This window comes from Bradyrhizobium sp. BRP23 (assembly GCF_020194135.1).
Lineage (GTDB): Bacteria > Pseudomonadota > Alphaproteobacteria > Rhizobiales > Xanthobacteraceae > Bradyrhizobium > Bradyrhizobium yuanmingense.
Window position 1 is genome coordinate 225,540 of the sequence record NZ_JADYVW010000002.1, and the last position, 16,962, is coordinate 242,501.

18 protein-coding genes and 1 tRNA gene are annotated in these 16,962 nt (G+C 65.4%); 9 read left to right on the forward strand and 10 right to left on the reverse strand.

Annotation, left to right across the window (positions count from 1 at the left end; all coding sequences use genetic code 11):
- Positions 1–298 precede the first annotated feature (298 nt).
- Entirely contained in the window at positions 299–1,549 is a 1,251-nt protein-coding gene (locus tag I6F24_RS05360) for a multidrug effflux MFS transporter (RefSeq protein ID WP_225151302.1), read from the reverse strand.
- Positions 1,550–1,837: 288 nt separating this feature from the next.
- Here I6F24_RS05360 and I6F24_RS05365 point away from each other — a divergent pair, with 288 nt between their 5' ends.
- Entirely contained in the window at positions 1,838–3,148 is a 1,311-nt protein-coding gene (locus I6F24_RS05365) for a hypothetical protein (protein WP_225151304.1), read from the forward strand.
- Positions 3,149–3,158: 10 nt separating this feature from the next.
- Here the strand turns inward: I6F24_RS05365 and I6F24_RS05370 are convergent.
- A tRNA-Leu gene (locus I6F24_RS05370) sits at positions 3,159–3,247 on the reverse strand.
- 172 nt (positions 3,248–3,419) lie between these two features.
- On the opposite strand from I6F24_RS05370, the gene I6F24_RS05375 reads away from it, so the two are divergent.
- Positions 3,420–3,842, forward strand: a complete 423-nt coding sequence (locus I6F24_RS05375) for a hypothetical protein (RefSeq protein ID WP_036029720.1) — start codon at positions 3,420–3,422, stop codon at positions 3,840–3,842.
- Positions 3,843–3,867: 25 nt separating this feature from the next.
- On the opposite strand, the gene I6F24_RS05380 is transcribed toward I6F24_RS05375, so the two are convergent.
- A complete protein-coding gene (locus I6F24_RS05380) occupies positions 3,868–5,070 on the reverse strand; it encodes an FAD-dependent monooxygenase (protein WP_225151306.1) in 1,203 nt (400 codons plus the stop codon).
- 20 nt (positions 5,071–5,090) lie between these two features.
- On the reverse strand, positions 5,091–5,336 hold the full coding sequence (locus I6F24_RS05385; RefSeq protein WP_008562814.1) for a zinc-finger domain-containing protein: 246 nt from the start codon (positions 5,334–5,336) through the stop codon (positions 5,091–5,093).
- A gap of 307 nt (positions 5,337–5,643) precedes the next feature.
- On the opposite strand from I6F24_RS05385, the gene I6F24_RS05390 reads away from it, so the two are divergent.
- Together I6F24_RS05390 and I6F24_RS05395 are read left to right on the forward strand one after the other, a co-directional pair.
- A complete protein-coding gene (locus I6F24_RS05390; protein ID WP_225151308.1) occupies positions 5,644–6,780 on the forward strand; it encodes a hypothetical protein in 1,137 nt (378 codons plus the stop codon).
- Between the two features lie 117 nt (positions 6,781–6,897).
- Positions 6,898–7,653, forward strand: coding sequence for an alpha/beta hydrolase (locus I6F24_RS05395; RefSeq protein ID WP_036015305.1), 756 nt, complete (start codon positions 6,898–6,900; stop codon positions 7,651–7,653).
- A gap of 93 nt (positions 7,654–7,746) precedes the next feature.
- Here I6F24_RS05395 and I6F24_RS05400 read toward each other — a convergent pair whose 3' ends face one another.
- On the reverse strand, positions 7,747–8,682 hold the full coding sequence (locus I6F24_RS05400) for a LysR family transcriptional regulator (RefSeq protein WP_225151310.1): 936 nt from the start codon (positions 8,680–8,682) through the stop codon (positions 7,747–7,749).
- 107 nt (positions 8,683–8,789) lie between these two features.
- On the opposite strand from I6F24_RS05400, the gene I6F24_RS05405 reads away from it, so the two are divergent.
- A complete protein-coding gene (locus I6F24_RS05405) occupies positions 8,790–9,203 on the forward strand; it encodes a hypothetical protein (RefSeq protein ID WP_225151312.1) in 414 nt (137 codons plus the stop codon).
- Positions 9,204–9,259: 56 nt separating this feature from the next.
- Here I6F24_RS05405 and I6F24_RS05410 read toward each other — a convergent pair whose 3' ends face one another.
- From I6F24_RS05410 to I6F24_RS05420, 3 genes are all read right to left on the reverse strand, one after another.
- The gene (locus tag I6F24_RS05410; protein WP_225151314.1) at positions 9,260–9,487 is read right to left on the reverse strand and encodes a hypothetical protein; all 228 of its coding nucleotides are present in this window, start codon (positions 9,485–9,487) and stop codon (positions 9,260–9,262) included.
- A gap of 148 nt (positions 9,488–9,635) precedes the next feature.
- Entirely contained in the window at positions 9,636–9,791 is a 156-nt protein-coding gene (locus tag I6F24_RS05415) for a hypothetical protein (protein ID WP_156447197.1), read from the reverse strand.
- A gap of 105 nt (positions 9,792–9,896) precedes the next feature.
- The gene (locus tag I6F24_RS05420) at positions 9,897–11,255 is read right to left on the reverse strand and encodes a hypothetical protein (RefSeq protein WP_225151315.1); all 1,359 of its coding nucleotides are present in this window, start codon (positions 11,253–11,255) and stop codon (positions 9,897–9,899) included.
- A gap of 274 nt (positions 11,256–11,529) precedes the next feature.
- On the opposite strand from I6F24_RS05420, the gene cysE reads away from it, so the two are divergent.
- Both cysE and I6F24_RS05430 read left to right on the forward strand, forming a co-directional pair.
- Positions 11,530–12,354, forward strand: coding sequence for a serine O-acetyltransferase (gene cysE, locus I6F24_RS05425; protein ID WP_036015299.1), 825 nt, complete (start codon positions 11,530–11,532; stop codon positions 12,352–12,354).
- Positions 12,355–12,486: 132 nt separating this feature from the next.
- A complete protein-coding gene (locus I6F24_RS05430) occupies positions 12,487–12,705 on the forward strand; it encodes a DUF3126 family protein (RefSeq protein WP_007602550.1) in 219 nt (72 codons plus the stop codon).
- A 189-nt stretch (positions 12,706–12,894) separates the two neighbouring features.
- Here I6F24_RS05430 and I6F24_RS05435 read toward each other — a convergent pair whose 3' ends face one another.
- Positions 12,895–14,712, reverse strand: coding sequence for a caspase family protein (locus tag I6F24_RS05435; RefSeq protein WP_225151317.1), 1,818 nt, complete (start codon positions 14,710–14,712; stop codon positions 12,895–12,897).
- A gap of 266 nt (positions 14,713–14,978) precedes the next feature.
- Positions 14,979–15,686 (reverse strand): hypothetical protein, encoded by a 708-nt coding sequence (locus I6F24_RS05440; RefSeq protein WP_109143293.1) that lies wholly within the window; start codon positions 15,684–15,686, stop codon positions 14,979–14,981.
- A 223-nt stretch (positions 15,687–15,909) separates the two neighbouring features.
- Between I6F24_RS05440 and I6F24_RS05445 the strand changes: the two genes are divergently transcribed.
- On the forward strand, positions 15,910–16,239 hold the full coding sequence (locus tag I6F24_RS05445; protein ID WP_036015295.1) for a hypothetical protein: 330 nt from the start codon (positions 15,910–15,912) through the stop codon (positions 16,237–16,239).
- 85 nt (positions 16,240–16,324) lie between these two features.
- Complete coding sequence (locus I6F24_RS05450; protein WP_225124829.1) at positions 16,325–16,855, forward strand: gamma carbonic anhydrase family protein; 531 nt, start codon at positions 16,325–16,327, stop codon at positions 16,853–16,855.
- Positions 16,856–16,962 lie beyond the last annotated feature (107 nt).

Here is a 16,962-nt window from a genome sequence, read left to right on the forward strand (position 1 = left end):
ATCTCATCGCGCTTTACGCGCCGCGCGCCTTGCATGTGAATACGAACGGCGCCGCAGTTTCCTGCGGCGCCGTTTTCTATGAGGCGGTCTGTGATCGCGCTCGTCTAGCAGTGGCTGTCGCGCAGCTGCTCGAGCCCTTCACTCACGAATGCCAAGCTCGAGTCCATTCGTTCATCGGAACGAGGCTGCGAAATCGGCCGTTCGATCTCGGACGCGGGCTGATCCGATCTGTTCTCTTGTTCCATCTCGCCAATCCTCTGAATTGCTGCAGTACAACATCGCGAGGGGCGGGAAGTTCCTAGCTGATCGGGCGATGATGCGGCCTGAACAGCCGCCCTTTCTCCACCACCAGCACGATCGCGAGCGCGGCGAGGGTGGATAGGAAAAAGCCGATCGAGAACGGCAGCAGCGTGCCGTCGAAGCTCTGCCCGATTGCCATGCCGACCACGATCCCGATCAGCGTGGTGATCGAGCCGTACAGCGAGGAGGCGGTGCCGGCGATGTGGCCCTGCGGTTCCATCGCCAGCGCGGTGAAGTTGGCGACCATCATGCCGAACGAGAACATCATCAGGGCCGAGAGCACCATGAACAAGGCGAGCGACAGCACGCCGAGGCTTTCCGTCAGCAGCATCACGCCGGCCACGGCCGTGTAGAGCGTCAGCGCGCCGTGCGAGATCACGCGCATGCCGAGCCGGCCGACCAGCCTCGCATTGAGGAAGCCGGCGATGGCTGTGCCGGCGGCAATCGCGGCGAAAGCCAGCGGGAAATATTGGCCGAGATGATAGATGCCGGTGAAGACCTGCTGGGCGCAGAAGACATAGGCGAACAGCGCGCCGATGACGCTGCCGGCGGCGGTGGCATAGCCGACGGTCTGGCGATGGGTCAGGGTCTGCCGGAATGCCGAGAGCACGTCGGAGGGCGCCAGCGACCTGCGCTTCGACTCGGGAAGCGTCTCGGGCAGCCGCAGCACGCACCATGCGAGCGCGAGCAGGCCGTAGAGCATCAGCACGACGAAGATGCCGCGCCATGCCGTCACCAGCAGCACCGCCTGTCCGAACGAGGGCGCGACCACGGGCACCGCGATGAAGATCATCATGGCGAGCGACATCACGCTCGCCATGCGGCGGCCGACATAGCAGTCGCGCACGATCGAGGTCGCGATCACGCGCGTTGCCGCGGTGCCGAGCCCCTGGAGCGCACGCGCCAGCAGCAGCGTCTCGAACGAGGGTGCGGCGACCGCCAGCACGCTCGCCACCGAATAGACCGCCATGCCGCCGAGCAGCACCGGTCGGCGCCCAAAACGGTCCGACAGCGGACCCATGACGAACTGACCGGCGCCGAAGCCGATCAGGAAGGTCGAGAGCACCAGTTGCAGATGGTTCTCGACGGGAATCTTGAAGGCGGCGCCGATATTGGGCAGCGCCGGCAGCATCATGTCCATCGCGAGCGGGTTCAGCGCCATGATGGACGCGATCACGATGACGAACTCCGGAAAACCCATTGGGCGGTGTCCCGAGGACACCCAACCGTCGGCATTGACGTCGGACAAGAAGCTTACCCCTGCAATCAAGCGAGTTATCTAGCCCCGATGCTGCGTTGCACAACCCATGTTTCGGGATGGCTGGCAGGCGGAGCAGGAGCGGTCAAAAACGGGTGAGGGCCCGTCGCCGACCTGATGGCCATCCGCCGCGTCGCCGGAGGGCTGGGCCTGCAACCAGGGATTCACCATAAGATCGGGCGCGGCACGCCGGGGAGATGAATCGGCAACCCGTCCTGTCCATTGTGGCTGGAGCGGCTGCCGCAACGGCGCCGCGAGAAGCCAAACAGGGTATCGCCCGTGTCCGACATATCAGGTGCAGCACGATGGTTGGCGCCTGCGGCCAAGGCTGCCAGGCGCAACGTCTGGCTTGCCGGCGTGGTCACGCTGACCGCGCTGCTGGTGCTCGGCAATCTCGCCAACGATGCCTCGCTCGACCTGCCGTATGGCTGGGACGTCCGGGTCAATTGCGCGGCGGTCGATGCGCATGCCGACGGGCTCGACCCCTACTTCGTCAAGAACCTGAAGGGCACCACTTATTCTTATCCCTATCTGCCGGTGACGCTGGACGCTTTCCGTCCCCTCTGCGCGGGCGGGGTTCTGCTCGATCATTACCGAAGCATCTTTCTCGTTCTCGCCGTGCTCTGCGGGCTGCTTCTGCCCGGCCTTGGCCGGACGCGTGCCAGCGCGCGCGATGCTGGCTTGAAGGTGCTCTGCGCGCTCGGCGCGTTCGTCGGTTTCGAATTCGTGGTGGCGTCGGGGAATTTTGCGCTGCTGAGCGGAGTGCTGACCGCGATCGCGCTGAAGCTCCTGCTTCGTCCGCTCGCGTCCGAACAGAATTCGAACTTTTCCTCGCGCCTCGCCGGCGCGGCGCTGCTCGGCCTCGTGACCTCGTTCAAGCTGGTGTTCGTCCCGGTGCTGGCGGCGCTCTATTTCCTGCCGCTGCCGCGTGGCCGCAAGCTGGCCTTGATCGCGGTGGCCGCGTTCGCCTTCGCGTTGCCGCTCGCGCTGTCGCGCTTGCTGTATCCCGATCTGTTCGCGAGCTGGCTGCTCGCGATCGCAGGACAAATTCCCGGCCAGCATGCCGTCGGTCTCGTGGAGAGCAATCCGTCGCTGTTGCTGTTGGCGCGTGACCTCATGGTCCAGGCCGGCTTCGGTGACGGCAAGCCGGCGATGTTGGCGGCCTATGCGTTCGCGGCACTCGCGCTCGTGCTCGTGCCGTTCGCGCTGTCCGTCCTGCGCGCGGCCGCGAGCGGACCGGTGCGCGAAGGGGCATCGCTCCTGACCGAGCTCGATCGCTGGCTGATGGATCACCCGCGCACGGCCATGCGCATCACGGTGCTCGCCATGTTCGCGCTCTATCTCAGCTCGCCGCGTCTGAAGGAATATGCCTTCTTCGAGCTCGCGCTTCTTGCCGCGATCCTCATCGTCGATCTTCCGTCCCTGGCGCTCGCCGCCATCCTCGGCATCGGCCTCGCCTTTCCGGCACTGGTCTCGCTTCTGGGCGCGCCGATCGAGGGCACCTTCATCCTCCTCGTCATCGCGCTGATCTGCTTCTGGATCGTGCTGCTCGATTTCCGCGCAGAGCCCGAGCGCCTCGAGCAAGGGTGATACAAGCTAGTGGTGCGGGCAGCCGGGGTCGAACCGGCACAGCGCTTGCGCACCGAGGGATTTTAAGTCCCTTGCGTCTACCAATTCCGCCATGCCCGCTTGATCCAACGAGATCAAACACTTAAGTCCGTTCCGGCGGTGTGGAATTGGCGCGTTCGCCGCCGGAGGGACGGTTCTTCCTTAAGCGAGCCGGGGGCGCAAGGCAAAGCCTCAATCCGGACATCTGTTGCTGCTTTAGGCATTCTCAATCCACGGGGGCTATTCATCCGGCATGGCTGCTTCGTTTTCCTTTTCGCTGCGCGGCTTTGGCGCGCTGTTCGCGCTGCTTGCGGCTGGCCTCGCGCTGTCCGGCTGCGCCGGCGTGAGCGAGACGATCGCACCGGCCTTTGCCGATCCCGCCAAATACGAATTGTACGATTGCAAGCAGCTCGAGACCGAGCGCAAGGACCTCGCCAAGCGCACCGCCGATCTGCAGAGGCTGATGGAGAAGGCCGAGACCGGGGCCGGCGGCGCCGTCGTGTCCGAACTCGCTTATCGCAACGATTATATCGCCGTGCGCGGGCAGGTCCAATTGGCCGAGGATGCCTGGCGCCGCAACAGATGCCGGGAGACGCCGCCCGAGGCGCCGCCGCCTCCGGCATCGCCCGCGGCCAGCGCCAAATCCGCGTCGAAATCCGGCAAAGCGGCCCGCTGAGGCGCCGCGCCGGCGGCGCGCCGCATCAAGGCGGCCAGCCGTAGATCCAGTCCTGTCGCGCCAGCATGCGCTGCGGGCCGAGCGCGCGGATCGCAAGATCGCGTGCGAGCGCGAGCGGCCCATTGAGATGATAGATGCGGCCCTGCTGCCGCGCGGTCCGCTGTACCCGCCGCACCCGCGCCTGGCGGGCACGGCCGTATTGCGTCAGCGCGGCGGCAACCGCTTTGCTGCTCTCGGCGGCCTCCAGGCTCAAATGCCGGGCGAGCACGGCGGCATCCTCGATCGCCATGCCGGCCCCTTGGGCTGCGAACGGCAGCATCGCGTGCACGGCATCGCCGAGCAGCGCCACCGAACCTTTGCTCCAGGGGCAGCCGTCCGGCACGCCGAACAGCGCCCATTTGCGCCAGCTGTCGACCGCGGCGAGCAGCATCCGCGCCGCCGGCGGCCAGCGCGGGCCGGCAAAGGCGTCCATCACCTCGCTGATATCGCCGGGCGTGCTCCAGCCCGGCCGGTTCCAGGTGCCCGGCAGCACCGCGACCACATTGATCTGGCGCCCGCCCGCAATGGGATAGGCGACCAGATGGGCGTTCGGTCCCATCCAGAGCTGCACCCGGCGCGCGGTATAGTCCTTCGGCAATTGCGTGGCATCGAGCGTGCCGCGCCAGGCGATCAGGCCGGAAAAGCGCGGCTGCACCTCGGGAAACAGATGCTGGCGCACCGTCGACCAGATGCCGTCGGCGCCGATCAGCGCGCTGGCGAGATCGCTGCGGCGGATCGTGCCGCTGCGATGGACCACGGTCAGGCCCTTGGCGTGAGGCGCGACGTCCTCGAAGGTCGCGCCCAGCTTCAGGTCGATGTCGGGATGGTCGGCGACGGCGCCGGCGAGGGCCGCTTGCAGGTCGGCACGGTGCACCACCCAATAGGGCGCTCCGGCGCGCAGCGAGGCGGCTTCGCCGAGCGGCATGCGCAGCAGCTCGCCGCCGACGCGCGCGCTCATGATCGAGAGCGCTTCCGGGGTGACGGCGCGCAGCTTGAGGCGTTCGGTGAGGCCGAGCTCGACCAGCACGCGGCTGGCATTGGGCGAGAGCTGCAGGCCGGCGCCGACCTCCTCGAGGCGTTCGGCCTTCTCCAGCACGACGATGCGGAAGCCGCGGGCGGCGAGCGCGAGCGCGGCCGTCAGGCCACCGATGCCGGCACCGGCGACGACGATCGTTCGGGAGAGCGCCACCCCTTAACAGATGGACGCGGTCAGGCCACCTTGTCCTTCAGCACACATTCCGGCGGGCGGGCTTCGCCGGGCTTCAGGTCGGCCGCGAAGCGGTACAGCGTCGAGCAATAGGGGCAGATGATCTCGTTGTCGTTGCCGAGGTCGAGGAAGACGTGCGGATGGTCGAACGGAGGATTGGCGCCCACGCACATGAACTCTTGCGAGCCGATCTCGATGACGGGGACACCGGCATCGTTATGGAAGTGCGGGACGACATGGTCGGACATCGAAGTTCATCCTGGAGTGGCAATGGCGGCAGATACAATCACGAACTTACGCGGCATCTTTGAGGCGCTGCGGACCATACTGGCGGGTACAGGTGATTGCTAGTCCAGCGGAACCGAAAAGCTTCGCAAGCGCCCCATGCTCATTTGCTCATGCAAATTCGACACAATCTTGCGCCCCTAGAGAAGCCCTTCTTTCGTCGGGGACGTTGTGTCGCAATTTTGGCATACTATCTCTGTGGTTGCGTGAAACCGGGACGAAAGACGTAGTGTTCCGCGCAAGCGATCTCAGGGCATCCGGGCTTTCCACATGAAGTGGCTGCGAATCAGTACGGCGTTGGCGGGAATGGCCGTGTGCGGCTTCGTGCTCGCGCAGGTGGCGCCGCATGCCCGCGAGGCCGGCGCGATCCTGGCCGCCCAGGACGATCCGGCCGCGCTCTCCGAGCTGAAGCTCGATGCGCTGCTCCGGCACAACGACCGCCTGGTTCAGGACAATATCGAGGCCGCGCTCGCGGCCGGCGATGCCGATCTCGCCGACAGTTTCGTCACGCTGGCGCGCGAGCGCAACATTGCGCTCCCCGACGACCTCTTGAGCCGCGTCGCTGATGCCGTGAAAGCGGAGAATTCCACCGCGCATTTCGCCAAGCGCTTCGCCACGGGTCTCGTCACCGGCAACGCCGACGACGTCGCCAGCCTCTCTGGGACCGTGGCCGGCGATCTCTTCGTGTTCGGCGACATCAGGGACGTGGTGCGCGAAGGCAAGCACCTCGCCATGGGCGAGGACACCGACCGCCTCGTGCTCTCCCTTGCGGCGGCCGGCCTTGCGGTGACGGCGGCAACCTACATCTCCGTCGGCGGTGCCGCGCCGGTGCGCGCCGGACTGACGCTGGTGAAGGATGCGCGCAAGCTCGGACGGCTCGGCGAGGGGCTCGCCGCATGGGCCGGCCGGTCCGCGCGCGAGGTCGTGGACGCGCCGATGCTCCGGAACGCGGTGGCATCGGGCTCGGTGCTGCGCCCTGGCCAGACCATGAGCGCGATCAAGGCCGCGTTCCGGGCCGAGAAGGCCGGTGCGCTGGTCCGGCTCGGCAAGGACGTCACGCGCGTCGCCGGAAAGACCGGCACGCGCGGGGCGATGGATGCGCTCCGCATCGCCGAGGGCCCCAAGGACGTCGCGCGCGCCGTGCGGCTTGCGGAAGCGCAAGGCGGCAAGACGCGCGCGATCATCAAGCTGCTCGGCCGCGGCGCGCTGCTGCTCGTCGGCGGCGCGTTCGATCTGGCGATGTGGCTGTTTGGCGCGGTCGTGACGCTGTTCGGCCTGCTCTCCTCCATCAAAGCGACGACCGAGCGCCTGACCCAGGCCTGGTGCGATCGCAGGCGGGCGCGGCGGCTGCGCCGCGCGCAGATGGCGGCCGACGCTGCTTTGGCTAACGCGGCCGCGACGGCCTGAGGCGCGATCCGCTTCGGGCTATTGTTTGAGCATGATGTTGCCGGAAAACCGCTGCACACTTTGCCGGATCGTGCTCTAAGATCGAGCTGTCCCCCACAAGATCCCACGGAACTGCTGATGCCGAGCTTTCACAACGGCGCCGTTGAAATTGCCTATCTCGACGAAGGCGAGGGCGATCCGATCATCCTGGTGCACGGCTTTGCCTCCAGCAAGAACGTGAACTGGGTCTATCCGACCTGGGTGTCGGAGCTGCGCAAGAACGGACGCCGCGTCATCGCGCTCGACAATCGCGGCCATGGCGAGAGCGCAAAGCTCTACGAGCCCGCGCAATATTCTATACCCGTAATGGCCGGCGACGTGCTCGCACTGATGGATCACCTCGCCATCCCGCAGGCCGACATCATGGGCTATTCGATGGGCGGGCGGATGACGGCCTGGCTCTCCCTCAACGAGCCGCAGCGCCTGCGCTCGGCGATCCTCGGCGGCATCGGCATCGGCGGCCTGATCGAGGGCAGCGGCCCCGGCGAGAACGTCGCCAAAGCGCTGGAGGCGCCCGCGCTCGACGACGTCACCGATCCCGTCGGCCGCACCTTCCGCGCGTTCGCCGACCAGACCCGCTCCGACCGCCGTGCACTCGCCGCGTGCCTGCGCGGCACGCGCGATCTCATGACGAGGCAAGAGGCCGCGCGCATCGAGGTGCCGGTGCTGATCGCGGTCGGCAGCGCCGACGATGTCGCAGGAAGCGCCAGCGCGCTCGGCGCGATCATACCGGGTTCCGAAGTGCTCGATATTCCCAATCGCGACCACATGCGTGCAGTCGGCGACAAGGTTTACAAGACCGGCGTGCTCGATTTCCTGTCACGCCGCGGCTGAGGCGGCAACGGGCCAAAAGGGGTCTTCGCTTGCTAAGCCCTAGGACCTTTAGCTGAGTCTCTTGGCGCCTCAATGTCGGTGACGACCGCTGCTTCACGCTGCCTTGTCGCTGAACGCGGTGGGAAGCGTGTTGAGGAACGACATGACGCGCTGCGTGCGCAGAGGCGGGCGGCGGCCCGAGGTGCGCAGCATCCAAAGCGGTTCCCCAGGCGCGCGCCAGGGCGCCAGCACTTCGACCAGCCGGCCGGCGCGAAGGTCTTCGCCAACGAGCCACGCTGGCCCCCAGCCGATCCCGAACCCATTCGCGATCAAGGCGAGCGAAGCGTGCGCGTCGTCGCAAATGTGCTTGGGCTTGGGGGTGATGCGAATGGGGCCTTTGCCGCGCAGGTCGGCGAAGCGCCAGGTCAGGATCTGACCGCTCGCGGGATTGCGGAAGCCGACGTGCTCGTGCGCGGAAAGCTCGAAGGGAGTGGCCGGCGCGCCGCGCGCTTTCAGATAGGCAGGCGAGGCGCAAGCGATCCAGGAGAAGGTGCAAAGCCGCCGCGCCTGATGACCGGGCGCGCGATCGAGCGGCCCTGTGCGGATCGCGATGTCGACGCCTTCCGCCGCGAGATCGAGAATCTCGTTGCGGAATTTGACCTCGATCTCGATTTCCGGCCGTTCCCGCAGGAACGCGGGCAGCCGTGGCAGGATGCAGGCGCGCGCGAACGAGGCGGGGGCAGTCACGCGCACCCGTCCGCCATCGTCGCGCGCGACTTCGCCGAGCGCGGATTGGACACGGGCGAGGCTTTCGGCCAACGCGCGTCCCGCCGACATCAGCCGGTCGCCCTCTTCGGTCAGCGCCAACGAATGGGTGGAGCGATGCAAAAGCCGCAATCCGTGAGCCTGTTCGAAGCGGGCGACCGCCTTGGACATCGCCGATGTGGTCGTCCCCGCCCGCCGCGCGGCTTCGGCGAAGGAGCCTGCCTCGACGACGCGGACGAAGGCGAGGAGGCGCGAAAGGTCGGGAGGCAAAGTCGTTGTGGACATGAAGTCCACATAATCATGGCTGTGCAGTCACTACAAGCGCCGGCCTCGAACGGCTAAGCAGGGAGCGTCAGCACGCATTCTGCGGCGCTGAAAACGCGGGACGTCCGATGAACCCTATCGAAATCACGCTGCAAGCCCTCGACGCCGCCGAGCGGGCGATTCCATCCGGCCAGCCGGTTTATATGCTCAATCTGCTGCGCTACCGCGCGCTGGCGCGTTACGAGGATGGCTTCGACGCCGCGCCCTGCTCGGGCCGCGAAGCCTTTCATGAACGCTACAGGCCGGCATTCCGGCGTCTTGCAGCCGGCAAGCCGATCGCGCCGATGTTTTCCGGGCCGATCCTCGCGAGCCTCGTCGGCTCGCCGGGCGAACGCTGGGACGAAGCGGCGCTCAATGAGTACGGTGACTTTGCCACCTTCCGCTCGATCGTCGACACCGAGACTTACAGGCGCGAAGTGGCGCCCCATCGGCACGCGGCGCTTGAGGATTTCCGGCTGTTCGCGCTCGCCAAGGCGATGTGAAACTATGGCGACAGTGCCAGGGCGCCGTCGCTCAACGGCGTCACCGATCTCGGGCCCTATTGTTTCGGTGCTCTGATTTCCCGGACGGTGATTTCGGCCAGAGCGACAGCGTCAGTCACGCCGCGCATGTGAATGTCGATCATCCTCTTGGCGAGAAGATCACAGAACGGATCGCTTCGATCCACCAGGTCGAGCTTGCGCAAGGCATGGTTGAAGGCGAGTTCAAGAACATGTTCCTGTTCGCGGGTGAGATCGACATTCGCAATCAGCCGTAGAATCGGCATGACGCTGCTCCCTGTTGGAGTAGGGCGGGAGCACAACCGGTCTCTCTGTCACCGATTGAAGCCACGGACCGGGCGGTGATGGAACACACTGTTCCTCAACGGCTTGGCAGTCAATGCCATCAGAGTGCCAAGCAAGCGATATTGCAACTTAATCAGCAGGGCTGCGCTTTTGAGCTTCGAGGTAGTCGGCGCGCAAACGGTATTCTTCGGCGATCTCTAGCAGCGCAGCCTTGGTACGCCCGTCAGCCGACAGTGCTGCTTGCTCGCGGGCGGCATGTTCGAGGCGGCGGAATTCTCGGTCCATGCGAACAGCCTACCTGACGAGACGGCTGCCGCATTAAACTGTGCAAATGTGTACACATCGTCCACTCCCTCAGGAGATTGGGAGCGATGAGGCTTCACCCCGATCTCATTCTGCTTTGCCGTCCTCGCCCAGCCGCCGCGCCGCGGCCATCAGCACCACGAACGTCGCCACCCACACCATGCGCGCGCCATAGCGGTCGTGCGGCCCTGAGATCACGCCGCAGATGAAGGCGTTGCCGAGCAGCGCCAGCGTCACGGTTGCCGCCAGCAGCGTCAGGTCGTCCAGCCGGCCGCTCGCCAGCGCATGGCCGAGCAGCGCGAGCAGCGCCAGCATCGAGGCCAGCGCGACCGGCACATGCAGCCAGTTCACGACATCGAAATTGACACCCCAGTTCTGCTGCCGCGCCGCGCGCATGGCTGCGGCCTGCGCGGGGATGTAGCGCTCGATGATGCCGCGGGTGTGCGGGATCCAGCCGTTGGTGCCTTCGCCGGTCGCCACGTGCAGCAATTGCTGTCCCATCGCGCGGAGTGCCGCGCCTGCCTGCCAGGCCGGATAATCCTTCAGCGACTGCACGACGATGGTGCCCATCTCCTCATTCATGCCTGCGAAACGGCCGAGCGTGTTGAACACGCTCTTGCCCCACAGGAATTCGTCGGCGCTCGCCGGGAGCTCGTTGCGGTAGGGACAGAGCTTGTAACGTTCGCGCGGGCAACGGTCGTTGAGATATTGCGCAACGATGCCGTCCTGCATCATGCGGCCGAAGGCGACGCCGTAGCCGCCGGGCGTCCAGGCCAGCTTGCCGGACAGCGCATAATTCGCCGACACCAGCATCAAGCCGCCCGCGACGATGGTGAGGCTCGCCTGCAGTAGTCCGGCCAGCGGCAGGCGCGCGCCCAGAAACGGCCGCGCCATCCAGCCCGCGGCGCACAGTCCGAGCAGCACGCCGAGCGTGGCGCTGTGGGTCGCCGCGGCAAAGGCGGTGAAGACAAACAGCGAGATCTTCTCGATCGCCGAGGTGCGGTTTGCGCCGACCACCAGGAGGAACAGCGACAGCACCGCGAGCCCGGCAAAGATGTCGGTGAGCAGCATGCTCGCAAGCCAGGGCAGCGCGGTCGACAGCATCAGGAAGAGGCTGATTGCGACGAAGCGGAAGGTCTGCATCAAACTCAACACGCGAAGAGTGAGCTGCAGCAGCCATAGCGTCGCCAGCGACTGGGCGGCGAGGTTGATCCAGAAGCCGAAACCCTCGCCATAGTGCAAATAGAGGCCGAACACCGTGGAGCGGCTGGGGACGAGATAGCCCTCGTACCAGCGGGCGAGATAGCCGCCGGTATCCCATTGCAACAGCGGATAGCCGTTCCAGACCGCCGGCGCGATCATCAGGAGGGGCAGGGCCATTGCGGCCAGCCGCAGCCAAAAAGAGCCCGCGGCGCGCGCGCGCAGTTGATCGGTGGTGATGGTCAAATCGGCTCTGCCCCCGCTCGGATCATGCCCGCAATAACGGTTGGAGGCGAATTCACCAATAGTTTGACGCCGCCCGGCTTGAATTTGGCGAAACTCTGACCACCTTGAGCCGACCTTGCCGCTCGGGGCGTCAGAAGAAAGTCTTGTTTATCAATGGTTTGGCTTGATCTCCGAGGCAGGGCACTGTTCACTCTCAGGCAAGCCCGTCAGGACTTTGTCGCCTAGACTGTGCTATAGAGCCAACAAAATCAGCCAATTCGAAAGAGCAGATCCCATGGCAGTGCATCAGGTCAATCCGGGAGGAAAGCTCGCATCGCTCGATCCGATCTGGGACCGGATCCGCAGCGAAGCGGAGGACATCGTCCGCCGCGAGCCGGAGCTTGCGACCTTCATCTATTCGGCGGTGCTGCATCACGGCCGGCTGGAGGACTCGGTGGTCCACCGCGTCGCCGACCGGCTCGATCATTCCGCGCTGTCGGGCGACCTCGTGCGCCAGGCCTATATCGAGGCGCTGCGCGACGACCCCGATCTCGGCAACGCCTTCCGCGCCGACCTCGTTGCCGTTTACGACCGCGATCCCGCGACCTCGCGCTTCATCGATCCCTTGCTCTACTTCAAGGGCTTTCATGCCATCCAGACCCATCGCCTCGCGCACTGGCTCTATCTGAGGGGCCGCAAGGATTTCGCCTATTACCTTCAGAGCCGATCCTCGGCGGTGTTCCAGACCGACATCAATCCCGCCGCGCGCATCGGCCGCGGCATCTTCCTCGACCACGCCACCGGCTTCGTCTGCGGCGAGACGGCTGTGATCGAAGACGATGTCTCGATCCTGCACGGCGTCACGCTCGGCGGTACCGGCAAGGAGAACGAGGATCGTCACCCCAAGATCCGCCACGGCGTCCTGATCGGCGCCGGCGCAAAAATTCTCGGCAACATCGAGATCGGCCATTGCGCGCGCATCGCCGCCGGTTCGGTCGTGGTCAAGCCGGTGCCGCACAACGTCACGGTCGCAGGCGTTCCGGCCAAGATCGTCGGCGAAGCCGGCTGCGCCGAGCCGTCGCGCACCATGGATCAGATGATCAACGCGATGGGGCTCTGAGCGGGCCCTTGATGCTGCGAAGGGCCGGATTTTTCCGGCCCTTTTCCTCGCCAAATTCTTTGACAATTCGTGCTGGCGGTTCGCCGCATCTCGTCCTAAAACCCGCCGACCATTTTCGATCGGAGACTTGCCGTGGACGTCAAAGAAGTCAGAAAGTTAGATGCGTATCTGAAGCGCGTATTCGGCAATCCCAAGATCCGCGTCGTGCCGCGGCCGAAGAAGGACGATTCCGCCGAGGTCTATATCGGCGAGGAATTCATCGGCGTGCTCTTCGTCGACGACGAGGACGACGATCGCTCGTTCCAATTCCAGATGGCGATCCTCGAGGACGATTTGGTGGATCAGGAATAGTTTTCGACGTCGTCATCGCGATGGAAGCGGATCTTCGCCTCGCGTAGCATTCTCTCGTATCCCGGACGCCCTGCAGCGCCGTCAGCGTTGCAGGGCCGAGCCGGGACCCAGAAGCCAAACGGCCGTCATTGCAAGCGCAGCATAGCAGTGCCAGCATTGCTTGAGCACACCCTGACGAGCTTTACGTGCTCAATTGCAGACTTCGACGTTGGTTGAATTCTTTTGCTCAAGCCGACAGCCGGGGCGAACAGGGCGACAACCACCAATTCCCACGCCGCAAACTATCTGCCCACTCGTCTGAGGCTTCGCAGGCCTGGATTCAACCTGCTTCCGTTCGGCGTCTCGCTTGTTGGCATCCTCGCGGGTCGCGACCGGCTTCTTGTCCTGCACCTTCTCGCACCCATTGTCGTCGTTGACGCGATAGCCGGCGCGGCAGGTGATCTTCACGCAAGTATCGCCGTCCGCCTTGAAGCCGCGATTGCAGACCAGCGGACAGACACGGCCTGGCTTGGACTTTATTATGTCCAGCGCGTCGAAGCTCGCGAGCTTGGGGTCGAGCTTCGTTCCCGCATATTGATTGAACAGCGTCAGTGAGCGCAGTGATGACGCATTCCAGTCGCCATCGGCGGCGGCGGCCAGACAACCGACGCGACGGAGCTCCGACTGCACAAGCTTGGCGGTCTCCTGCGGCGAGAGAGAGGGCGGCGACTGAGTTGGGGTAACCGCGGCGACCTTCTGCTCGCCCTGCGCCTTGTCATTTGCTTGCCTTGCAGCGAGCTCAGCAGCTGCCTTGTCATTTGCAATCTTCTCGGCCAACGCCTTTTCGGCAGCCTCCTTGTCGGCCAGCGTCTTGGCGACAGCGGCTTCGGCGTCCTTCCTGCGCTGCTCGGCGGCGGCGGCTTTGGCTTCCTCGATCTGCTTGGCTTTCTCCGCTGCTGCCTTGGCGTCCTCAGCGGCCTTCGCGGCCGCCGCTGCTTTCTCCTGCTCGGCCTTCTTGGCGCGGTCGGATGCCAGTCGGGCCTTCTCCTCCTCGGCCTGCCTGGCCTTCTCCGCAGCCGCGGCGCGGGTCTCTTCGGCGGCGATCTTGTTCAGCTGGCCCTTGGCGAGATCCGAATAGAAGCCGCTCGGAAAGCGGTTGAGGAAGGCCGTCCATCCGTCACGCGTGCCCAGCTGGAGCGCCAGTTCGTAGTCCCGCCGGATTTCACTGTCGGGGTTGGCTTGCGGGCCGGTGACGACTGGCTTGACCGCAACCAGCGGCACATCATCGCCGCCGAGCGAGCCGTACACAAAAGGTTCCTGCTTGTAGCCGGTATTCTTGAGCACGTCGTCGCGCACGAAGCCGAACGCCTTGCGCAGATCGAGCCCGGGCGTCGGCAGACGTTCGACGAGAGCCGCCGCGAACGGGCTATTCTTGGAGTCGCCGTCGGACGCCGTCGAGCCCGCTTTCGCCGCGAACGCGATCATCGTATTCGGGCTGGTTGGCTCGACCTTGGCGAGGCCGCGGCCGATGGCACGCGAGGCGATGGTACGCTTCATCGTCTTGGCAAACGGGTTGTCGCGACATGCATCGAGGATGATCAGGCGCAGCTGCTTTGCAGGTTCGACCGCGAACAGCGCGCGGTCCAGCGCGATCGTTTCGTCCAGCACGTCGCTGTCGGTCTCCAGCGTCGCGTCGGTCGGGATCAGATAGTTGACACCATCCAGTTCGATGCCATGACCGGCGTAATAAACCACCGCGACCCCAGCATCCCGCGCCTTGCCGCCGAAGTCACGCAGCGCCCGGCGCATCTCCGAACCGTTGAGGTCGAGCTTGATGTCGACGGTATCGAACCCGGCCTTCCTGAACATGCCGCCGACCAGGGTGGCATCGTTCGCCGGGTTCGCCAGCCGCGCCACGTTCTTGTAGGCCGAGTTGCCCATCACCAGCGCGACGCGCTTCTCAGCCAGCGCCGGGCCCGCTCCCACGCAGATCGCAAACATCAACAAAACAAACAGCCGAAGCCGCATTCCAGCCCCCGAATGCAATAGCGTCAGATTATTCGCAGCATGGCCAATCGCAATCTATGCTCAGTGATATCAGTCACACATCCATGCGCCATCCGGGCAACCCCGTGCCAGGCATCACGGCCATCATGCCCTGTTTTGGCCCGATGGGTCAATCATTATTCGAAAAAAACGAAAAGACTCGATGCTGCCAACGCTTGGCTACTGTGCATGGGGTTGTTTTCGATTTTTTGGTTTGGAGGCTCCAGCCGACAGTAAGCCGACCGCCCTTAGCCCCGCGGCCCGCGCAGCTGCGCGGTCAGCCTCTCCATCGCCTCGGCCACCTCGCGCCACTGCGACAGCCAGCTCCGTGGAAAGCGGAAGGTGAGGTCGGCGCCGCCGACGCGGCGCTCGGCGAGGCACATGCCCGGCGTCGCTGCATCGCGCGTGCAGCGCGCGGTCAGCGCGGGGCTTGCGGCCGAATAGAGGTCCTCGTTGCCGTAGGGCGTGTCGGTGCGGAACATGCGCATCGTCAGGCCGTCCGCTGGGCTTGCCGCGGCCGGGTCGAGATAGCGCGGATAGATCGTGGCCGTGCGCTGCTCGGGCGAGAGCGCATCGTGATGGGCCGCGATCGACAGGAAGATGCGGTCGATCGACTGCAGCGCCGCTTCCGCCGTGTCGGAGGTGACGTGCTTGGGCGCGCCGGGCGGCTCCAGCGAGGGATAGAGGAAGTCGAGATCGATGCGCTCCTGCGGCCCCGAGTGCCGCTGGATCTTCATCCGGATCGCGGTCACCGGCAGGTTGAACAACGTGCCGCCGACGCTCACCGGCAGCTTGTCCGGCGCGTTCGCGCCCCGGCTGCCCCAGGTCGGCCACAGCAGATAGGCGACGAGCGCGACAGCTGCGACCGCCGCCGCGCCGCCGAGCACGATCGGCACGACATGCGCCCGGGTGCGCGTGCGGGGGGACCTGAGGGGAGCTGCCGAGAACAATGCCATGAATTGTGCGAGGTCGACCGGAGGTCGGCCGATGGCCGACGAATCAGCGGCGAATATGCCATGCGACGGCGCTTTCGCGCAGCGTTCCCGGCCGCTTGGAGCGGGGACGGCCCCTGCATGGGACGGCCGGCCGCGTTAACCTTTCCTTAAGGATAATGTAGCGTTAACGGGCTCTGTTTGTCACAGGAAGGCACGCGCGTTGTGTAAGGGCGGAGCACTTCCGATGACACCTGAAGCTCTCAACACCTTCTTCTCGATCGGCATCGGTTTCGCGCTCGCGGGCGCGCTCGTGAACGGATACCAGGCGCTGGCACAGCGGCCCGCCGGCTTCGGCCTGCTGCAGGACGGCGTGGCCCCGAAAACCTTCGCGGCAGTTCCCTTCCTGGTGTTCGCCGCGCCCTTCATCATCATGCGCAACACGCTGCGCGGCGTGCGGGTGGAAAGCCGCCGCATGGAATTCGTGATGATGGCAACCGTCATCGCCGCCTTTTGGAGCATGATGAGCGGCACCTTCTTCCTGATGACGCTGCGCGCCGCCGGCCTTCTGGTCTGATCCGAAGTGCCTCGAGCGCGGCCGGCCCTTTGCGTCGCGGCTGCTGTTTGGCTATGCCAATCGTCAACGCGACAGGAGACAGCCAATGGCCATCTACGAGCTCGACGGGCAGGCGCCCGACCTTCCCGCCGACGGCAATTATTTCATCGCCGAGACCGCGACCGTGATCGGCCGGGTGCGCTTGAAGCCGGGCGCGAGCGTCTGGTTCGGCGCGGTGCTGCGCGGCGACAATGAGTGGATCGAGGTCGGCGAGGGCGCCAATGTGCAGGACGGCTCGACCTGCCACACCGATCTCGGCTTTCCGCTTGTCATCAGCAGGAATTGCACGGTCGGCCACAACGTCATCCTGCACGGCTGCACCATCGAGGAGGGCGCGCTGATCGGCATGGGCTCGATCGTGATGAACGGGGCAAAGATCGGCCGCAACAGCATCGTCGGTGCCGGCTCCGTCATCACCGAGGGCAAGGAGTTCCCCGAGCGCTCGCTGATCATCGGCTCGCCCGCGCGCGTGATCCGCACCCTCGACGACGCCCAGGTGCAGAAGATGGGGAGCGCGGCCCGGTTCTACGTGGCCAACGGTCCGCGCTTCAAGCAGGGCCTGAAGCGGATCGGCTGACCGGCCCGCCCGGCCGCGCTTCGCCCCAGCCGGGCCACGGCTCGATACCGTAAGAATACAGGTTGGTGCTTTAATCCTCTGCTAGCGCGATCACGCTTATCATCCAG